Annotated in this window: 7 protein-coding genes and 2 pseudogenes; 1 reads left to right on the top strand and 8 read right to left on the bottom strand. The window is 30.3% G+C overall.

All coding sequences use genetic code 11. From position 1 onward, the window contains the following. A partial coding sequence (locus tag C564_RS0130675) for an IS4 family transposase (RefSeq protein ID WP_018768116.1) occupies nt 1–447 on the top strand: 447 nt, incomplete at its 5' end. Between the two features lie 488 nt (nt 448–935). Here C564_RS0130675 and C564_RS0130670 read toward each other — a convergent pair. From C564_RS0130670 to C564_RS0130640, 8 genes and pseudogenes are all read right to left on the bottom strand, one after another. Then, nucleotides 936–1958, bottom strand: coding sequence for a sensor histidine kinase (locus C564_RS0130670; RefSeq protein WP_018768115.1), 1023 nt, complete (start codon nt 1956–1958; stop codon nt 936–938). Continuing rightward, nucleotides 1955–2626, bottom strand: a complete 672-nt coding sequence (locus tag C564_RS0130665) for a response regulator transcription factor (protein ID WP_018768114.1) — start codon at nt 2624–2626, stop codon at nt 1955–1957. The genes C564_RS0130670 and C564_RS0130665 overlap by 4 nt, the downstream gene beginning before the upstream one ends. A gap of 81 nt (nt 2627–2707) precedes the next feature. Then, entirely contained in the window at nt 2708–4699 is a 1992-nt protein-coding gene (locus C564_RS0130660) for an FtsX-like permease family protein (protein WP_018768113.1), read from the bottom strand. Then, nucleotides 4689–5456, bottom strand: coding sequence for an ABC transporter ATP-binding protein (locus tag C564_RS0130655; protein ID WP_018768112.1), 768 nt, complete (start codon nt 5454–5456; stop codon nt 4689–4691). The genes C564_RS0130660 and C564_RS0130655 overlap by 11 nt, the downstream gene beginning before the upstream one ends. A gap of 378 nt (nt 5457–5834) precedes the next feature. Then, nucleotides 5835–6212, bottom strand: coding sequence for a YxeA family protein (locus tag C564_RS0130650; RefSeq protein ID WP_018768111.1), 378 nt, complete (start codon nt 6210–6212; stop codon nt 5835–5837). A gap of 136 nt (nt 6213–6348) precedes the next feature. Next, a pseudogene (locus C564_RS35930) lies at nt 6349–6441 on the bottom strand (O-methyltransferase); the annotation flags it as partial. 27 nt (nt 6442–6468) lie between these two features. Beyond that, nucleotides 6469–6923 (bottom strand): annotated as a pseudogene (locus C564_RS34020) (recombinase family protein); the annotation flags it as partial. 54 nt (nt 6924–6977) lie between these two features. Next, nucleotides 6978–7326, bottom strand: a 349-nt coding sequence (locus tag C564_RS0130640; RefSeq protein WP_018768109.1) for a DDE-type integrase/transposase/recombinase, incomplete at its 5' end; no start/stop codon positions are given.

Below are 7326 nucleotides of genomic sequence, written 5' to 3'. Positions count from 1 at the left end.
GAAGTTGTTCCGATGGAACATATTCATGATATCTACTCTCTACGTTGGCAAATAGAGATTGTATTTAAAACATGGAAATCTCTTTTTGGTATCAATCGTTGTCACAATATTAAGCGAGAGCGTCTAGAATGTCATCTTTATGGACAGTTAATCGCTATTTTTCTTTGTTCTTCCACTATGTTCAAAATGCGACAGCTGTTACTACAGAAAAAACAAAAAGAATTAAGTGAATATAAAGCAATTTATATGATTCAAGATCATCTGTACTTAGTATATGAATCTATACAACAAGACACCCAAGAAGTATCAAAAATTTTCCTTCGCCTGTTTGACCTCTTGCAGAAAAACGGACGGAAATCCCATCGATATGAGAAAAAGACAGTCTTTGATATTTTAGGCGTTGTTTATCAGTGCACTGTATCCAATCTAAAGCAGAAAACTGCATAATCTTTAAAAACACACCGTATCAAGGTTTATTTGGTATGCGTACTTTTAAAAACAAATAAACAAATTATCAAGCATGTAGGCAACAAGAACGGAAGTCCATGGAAGACCCAACCTTAGCTTGATCGGCATGGGGTCACCATATCAAAAAAAGAAAATTGTACGTTTAGACACAATTTGGACACAAAATATCCGATTCCTTGTACGCTAAGGGACCGGATATTTATTTTACTGTTTTATATAGCGTACAATTTCTCGCTTACGAGGTCTGTGTAGCAACCGAACCAAATCTTACGTTAAGTATTAGTGGACATCAAAAATAGTAATGACTAATCCAGATTAACATCCATCCGATTCACAATTAAATATACCAATATGTTAAATAGCTAAGTAATACAAACGGTATGAAGAGAATTTCTATTCTTTTCATACTTTTTTAAATTTGTTTATAAGTTTCATACGAAATACGTGGAAAGATGGCAGCCTCTCTTTTATAAATAAGGCTCAAAAGTTACCATACCTGACAACGGAAATATTAATGTAACTCTAGTTCCTTTATTCACTTCAGATTCAATGCCAATTTTCATTCCTAATTTTGAGCACAGTTTTTCGCATAGATACAAGCCCATTCCTGTACTTTTGCTAAATCTCCTTCCATTCTCTCCAGTAAATCCTTTTTCAAAAACTCTATTTATATCTTTAGTTATTATCCCTACTCCATTATCCTCTATAGTTAGTATTACTGAGTTAGCTTTCTTAATTGAGTATATACGTATCATTTGTTCTTTGTTATTTGAGTACTTTATAGAATTTCCTATTATTTGATTAATAATAAATTCAACCCATTTTCTATCACTATATACGCTTTTGTTAATATCTTTTATATCTAATTTTATTCTCTTATGAATAAAATCTCTATAATTTCTTTTAATTACAGTTCTTACTAGATCATCAAGGTCAATTGGTTTTATAATATAGTCCTTACTGACATTATTGCTTCGAGAATAATACAGCACCTGTTCTACAAACCCTTCGATTCGATCCATTTGGGAGTCTATTTTATTAGTTACTTCATTTTGATTGTTTTCAATTATTAGCTTTGTAGAAGCTATCGGCGTCTTAATTTCATGCACCCATGTTTCTATATATTCTCTATAATCCGCTTGCATATCTCTATAATATTTTACATTTTCATGCATATCTCTACTTATTTCTTTTAGTATAGAGGTAAGCTTTTCCCCATGTATAAAGTTTGCTTCCTTTACTACCTCTGGAAGTAGGTATTTTTTCTCCAAGTTTTCTAATATGCCATTGATCTCATTATAATAATTTTTGCATTTTATAAATTCTATAGCCATATATGAAATCAATGGAAAAAACCAAATACAAAAGACAAAGAATATTATAATGAACTGAACATTCACAGTCAGCAATATACCTGCTAGTATAATAAATACCAGTACATTAGATAGTATTACTACCATTTTATCTTTAATAAATTCACCTGTATTCATGGCATTATATACCCTAACCTTCTTCTTGTTTCTATTGGATTTTCTACACCTATCTCTTCAAGCTTTTTTCTTAATCTATTTATATTAACAGTTAAAGTGCTATCATCCACAAAATAATCAGATTTCCATAAGGATTCCATGAGTGAATCTCTTTTTACAATATTACCGCGATTATTTATTAAGCATGAGAGTATCTTAACTTCATTTTTAGTTAACTCTACGGACTTGTCTTGATAAGTAACCGTTGCATTCGAAAGGTTCAAATGAATGTCTTTATAATGTAAGATGTTATTCGTCTTTACGCCTCCATGTGCTCTTCTTAAAACATTTGTTACTCTTGCTAATAATATTTCTGTATTATAAGGCTTTGTTATAAAATCATCTGCTCCTAAATTCATACTTATTAGTTCATCTACATCACTATCTCTGCTCGTAACCATTATAATTGGAACATCTGAAGTTTTACGTATTTCTCTGCATATATAATAACCATCAAACACAGGAAGATTTATGTCTAGTAATATAAGGTTTGCATTCTCATTTTCTACATATTCGATAATATGATCAAAATCTATGGGAGCCTTTACTTCATATCCATACTTTTCAAAAAAAAATTGTAACTCTTCTCTTATAATTTCATCATCTTCAATAAGAATGATCTTTTTCATGGCTTTTCCCTCGCTATATAGAATATAAGGCTATTAAACCTTAAGTAACAAGATTTAATAGCCTTAATAATTATTATAAAATCAAGTATTACCTTTTACTATATTTTTATACCCGATATATGTTGTGTAGAAATATCCTGCATAAACTACAATAAATATTAGCGCAGTCATGAACGCTGAAAAACTAATATCTGTTGGTTGAAGTTCGTTTACAAAATCATTAGCTATCTTAATCCCGATTACTGAATGAACGAACGCAAGAGTAATTGGAAAACTAAAGTACACTAAAGTTTGAATGAAAATTGTTTTGTCTATCATTTTTCTGTTTGATCCAATTCTCTTCAAAGATTTATATCTTTCTATGCTATCGCTGGCTTCTGATAATTGTTGAAGAGCTAATACAGCCATACTCGTTATTAAAAATACAATACCTACATATATCCCAATAAATAGTATGATAGTTGTTATTCCTTTACTTATTGCATAAGCTCCATCCTTTGATACGCTAGATATATATTTAACATTTAAATCTTTACCTTTCTTATCAAAGTCCGCTGCAATTCTATCATCATCATATTTTTTATTATATTCTTCTCTATTTCCATCTAAATAATTTACATTAAGTACGGATGTACTAATTTTGTAGCCTGATAAAAACTCATCTTTTATGACGATTGTGAATAAATTATTTAATCCATCTAAAGTTTGAAGATTTTCTTGCATAACTTTCGGATTTTTCACTACATATTCTTTTTCTTTAATATTTATTTTCTTGCTATTTTTTAATCTTTCATTTATCGGATTAACTAACTGATTTTGATTTGATAAAAGTAAAACTTCATTGTTATTTAAATTGATTTCTTTTTCACCTTTAAGTTTTAAAATTTTATTGTAATCAGAGATTTTAATGAAATCAACATCACGATCACTAAATTTTTTAGCTTCTTTTGTTAAAAAGTCACCAACTTTCATCCCTGTATGATATACATTATAAGATGCAGATTTTTCGTTATTACTTATTTTAAAATTCAATGTATTTAACGCGTCTTCTACAGTGTAACTTCCATCCTCATTTTCCAAAATAACACTAGCATCAAATGGTGTTGCTTCTTTCATTGTTGCTTCCGCATTTCTTTTTAAGCTTATTCCTGTAGATAAAACCACCATTGTAATAAATAACATTAAACAGATTAAAGTCATTGATATAAAATTTGTATTAACCTTACTATTTATTTGCTTTATTATAAATATATTTAACCCTTTAAAATAAACTTTTTTATTTTTCTTTACAACATATAATATAAATCCAGATAAACTAAAGAAAAACAACAATGTACCTAACACTCCCAGAAGTATTGATACTATGAGCAGAGGATTTCTAAAATCTAACCCTATCTTTAATACAGAACTATATGCAAACCCAAGTGATACTACACATAAAATAAATGTTATTACATATATGATAGGATTTTTAAATTTTATCTCTTCGTTTTTTCTACCTGCTGTCAACAAATCAATTATTTTGTATTTAGAAACAACATATACATTAAATAACATAACAAGTACAAACATGATTCCAAAGTATAGTAAAGTTTTACCTATAGCACCTGTTGAGACTGCAAACTTATATTCACCAATGGGCAAATTAAATAACTTTAATGTAAATGTAGATAACCCCTGTGATACTCCAATACCTAATATAAGTCCACTCATTAAAGATATAACGCCAACTAGAAATGTCTCTGTTACTAATATTCTAGATATGTTTCTTCTTCCCATACCTAAAGTCATGTATATTCCTAATTCTTTTTTACGTTTTTTGATTAAGAAATTATTTGCATACAATATTAAACTACCCAATATTACGGATACAAATACTGACACACCTGAGATAAAGTCCATTAAAGTAGACGCATACCCTCTATCAGAACCTTCAATCTCCGTAAGTGCCTTTTGCGATTCTATTGAGTTAAAGCTATAAAATATACAAACAGCCAGTGTTAGTGTTAAGAAATATATAGCATAATCTTTAAAGCTTTTCTTTACATTACCAACAGCAATCTTAGAATACATTATTATCGTCACCTCCAAGAAGGGTTATTACTTCGATAATTTTATTAAAGAATTCTTTTCTAGAATCATTCCCTCTTATCAACTCGCTAAATATTTTTCCATCTTTAATAAAAAGAATTCTACGAGCATAGCTTGCTGTAAATGCATCATGAGTAACCATAAGTATTGTAGCTTTCAAATCCTTATTTAGACTTTCAAATCTTTCAAGTAATAACCTAGCTGATTTAGAATCTAATGCTCCTGTTGGTTCATCTGCAAGTACTAAAGATGGATCTGTTACGATAGCTCTTGCCGAAGCAACCCTTTGCTTTTGTCCGCCTGACATTTGATACGGGTATTTACTTAATACTTCTTCAATGCCTAAATATTTTGCTACTGACTTTATTTTCCCATCAATTTTTGAACTTTCCTCACCTTTTATTGTTAACGCTAAGGCAATATTTTCATAAGCAGTAAGGGTATCTAATAAATTAAAGTCCTGAAATATAAACCCTAATTCATTTTGTCTAAATTTATCTAGTGACTTTGATTTTAACCGAGTAATGTCACTATTATTTATTATTATTTTTCCCGTAGTAACATTATCAATAGTTGATATACAGTTAAGCAATGTAGTTTTGCCACTTCCTGAAGGCCCCATTATACCAACAAATTCCCCCTCATCCACCTTAAAACTAATATTATCTATAGCCTTTGTTACATTATCTTTATTACCATAATATTTCTCAATTTTTTCTACACTTAATATATTTCTCATTTATACTTCTCCTTTTTCATTATAAAAATTCTTTAACTCCCATTCATTTTATATAATTTCATTCCTAGTATCGTTTGAATTACATTTCATTAACATTACATTTTTGTTATATTAGGCGATACCTCTACATGTAAGTTATCAGAAATCGCGATGGTATAAGTACGGATTATTCGATGCCTTACAAAAGAGGCAGATAAATGTAGGGGTGTCGGTTCTGGTGTAAAAACGATAAGACTTATGTAATTAATGGAAATAAACAAACTGGTTACGGCGTAACAACAGCTCTATTTAAAAGACATGGATTCACAGTCATTTCAGAAGAAGATTTTGAACACAGAAAAGGATTTGACCTTTAAGGCCAAATCCTTTTTATTTTTATTATTTCGCAGCTAGTTTTTCTTTCACTTTCGCAGGAAGCTCGTCCTTCTTCACTTCTTCCCAACCTGATACATCTTCTTCACCTTTTTTATCAGAGTAGTAGACGCGTAGGAATGCTTCTTTACGAAGGTTTTTTCGAGTATTGAATTCTAATTCTTTTTCTTTACCGTCTTTATCAAATCCAGTTAACTTATAATCAAAGCGTTTTGATGTTTCTCCGTTATCAGCTTTTTCAATTCCATCCGTTGTAATTTGAACATAATATTTATCCTGATATAATTTCCCAAAATGATGTAAACCCCAACCGTTCCAACCCGAACCTACTAATAGGCTTGCAAATACGATTAAAATACTAAAAAGTGCGATATATTTTTTCAATTCCTTCACCTCATGTGTTTTTCTTATATTGTTATCTTAAATCTTTCTCCACAAAGAAGAAATGTAAAAACATAACATTAACATTACACTTTTGTAAGATAGTAAAAAAATCGGATGTACAATCATTCAAATATGATTATTTCTTCACTTTAGAAACAGTCATTCCGTCACCAATCAAAATACGTACAGATTCTAAATTTGGATGGTTTACTATAGTTTCGTTAAAGTGTTGGTGGTACGCTTTATAGGAAAAGCCCTAATTTACTTTTTCATATTCCTTCATAATTTTATAAAAGGTGTTTTTCTTTAATTCTAACATTTCCATAAATATAACAGCAGTGATTTCTCCACTCTTCCATTTTGAATGAGTTTCTTCTATTATATTTATTGTTTGCTTAAGGTCGTAAGGGTCACCTGAGGACGGCCTAAATGTTTTCCTTGAGATTTAGCTATCGCAATCCCTTCCACTTGTCTTTGATGAATTTTTTTTCGTTCTTGATCTGCAACATAAGAAAGCAAAGATAAAAATTGATCTTCCATCAACCGACCCATGTCACCCATTTCACGAAACTTACGGCTATCGAATAAAGTTTCATTTTCTAAAACAACAATATCAGCTTGTAATTCTCTTGTTATGTATTTCCACTCCACAATTACTTCATCATAATTACGCCCCATACGATCTAAGGCATCTATGTAAACAATATCGGTTCTGTTGCAAAGTTTGAAAAAAGCATAAACAGGTTGGTAAATGAGGAACAATGTTTAGGAAGTAGCTAGTAATTCTTGAAGTCCATTGTACGTTGAAAAGGCGGAGTCTCTTTGAAGACTTCGCCTTTGCTTATATAGGGCATGAATGGTTTTAATAATTTTTATCGTACGTGAAGCATGACGAAGATTTTGAAATCCTGCGGATTTGGCAAAACGTCTCTTTACATGCCTATGATCCTGTTCAATAAGATTGTTTAAATGTTTGATTGTACAATGGATTGTAGTTTGATAAAATCCTTGTTTTCTTAATTTGTTAAATGCGCAAAGTAATGCCGGCGCTTTGTCTGTAGTGAGAACCGTTGGTTCTCCAAAATGTTTTACTAATCTTTTCATGAAGGCATAG

The organism is Bacillus sp. 105MF (assembly GCF_000374885.1).
Taxonomy (GTDB): Bacteria; Bacillota; Bacilli; order Bacillales; family Bacillaceae_G; genus Bacillus_A; species Bacillus_A pseudomycoides.
The sequence above is the reverse complement of the archived record's forward strand: the minus strand, read 5'-3'. Positions and strand labels throughout refer to the sequence as shown.